Origin of the sequence: Paenibacillus sp. 2TAB19, from assembly GCF_052115185.1 — a bacterium.
In the GTDB taxonomy this organism is placed as follows: Bacteria; Bacillota; Bacilli; order Paenibacillales; family Paenibacillaceae; genus Pristimantibacillus.
Genome location: NZ_JBFRGE010000203.1, coordinates 1 through 1,104, shown reverse-complemented (window position 1 = coordinate 1,104; position 1,104 = coordinate 1). Strand labels below are relative to the sequence as shown.

Annotated in this window: 1 protein-coding gene; it reads left to right on the top strand. The window is 46.1% G+C overall.

Annotated features, from left to right (window positions below):
* The first annotated feature begins 186 nt into the window (after positions 1-186).
* Positions 187-1,026 carry an ABC transporter permease gene (locus tag AB4Z33_RS30995; RefSeq protein ID WP_442053583.1) on the top strand — a complete coding sequence of 280 codons (840 nt, stop codon included), beginning with the start codon at positions 187-189 and terminating at the stop codon, positions 1,024-1,026.
* Positions 1,027-1,104: the final 78 nt, after the last annotated feature.

Genomic DNA, 1,104 nt, shown 5'->3' with positions numbered 1-1,104 from the left:
AATGTATGCGCTTTTATAATGAGAAACAAGAGGTCGCAGCGCAGCTAGCTAGCAAGTTATAGACCGAAAGGAGAGGCGAACCCCATTCAGAAAACTTTATTTCTAAAGCAGTTCAAAAGACAGTTGCCCTTCCAGATATTTGTATGGATTGGTTTGTTGTTCCTGCTCGTGTTCAGTTATATTCCGATGTTCGGAATTATCATCGCCTTCAAAAATTATAAAATATCAACCGGCATCGACGGGATATTCAGCAGTTCCTGGGCAGGCTTGTCACACTTTAAGGAGCTCATCAATGATTATAATTTTCCGATGCTGGTTCGCAATACGTTGGTGCTCAGCCTGTTGAAGATTATTTTTTCGTATCCGATTCCAATCCTGTTCGCCATTATCTTAAGCGAAGTCAGGCATGTATTCGTGAAACGGTTCGTACARACGGTCAGCTATTTGCCTCATTTCATCTCATGGGTTGTCGTWACCGGCATATCGTTTGCYTTCTTCTCSTCAAGCTTCGGCATCGTYAAYGATTTTCTRMTGTCGCTTCATCTGATCAAGGAGCCGCTYGCCATCCTAACCGATCCRGATGCTTTCTGGGGACTAGCRGTTTCGACAGCCATATGGAAGGAAGCGGGCTGGTGGACGATTATATTCCTTGCAGCGCTTGCCGGCATTGATCCATCGCTATACGAGGCGGCCGAGATGGATGGCGCGGGTCGTCTTAAGCGAATTATCCACATAACGCTGCCTGGTTTGAAGGGGGCAAGCATCGTTGTCTTAATCCTCACGATCGGCAGCATGCTTGGTGGAGGTTTAGTCGGATCGAACTTCGAGCAATCGATGCTACTTGGCAATACGATTAACAGCGAGAAGTCTCAAATCATTCAAACCTATGCCTTCACGATCGGTCTGGCCCAAGGAAGATTCTCGTTCGCTACGGCAATCGATCTTATGCAATCGGTTATATCCGTGATTCTGATATTCAGCAGCAATGCTATAGCCAAACGCGTGTCGGGCAACGGATTGTTCTGATTCAATAAGTAACAAGAGAGTGGTGAATTCATCATGCGCAGAAGAAAAACGCTAGAGGATCGGATACTGGACACGATC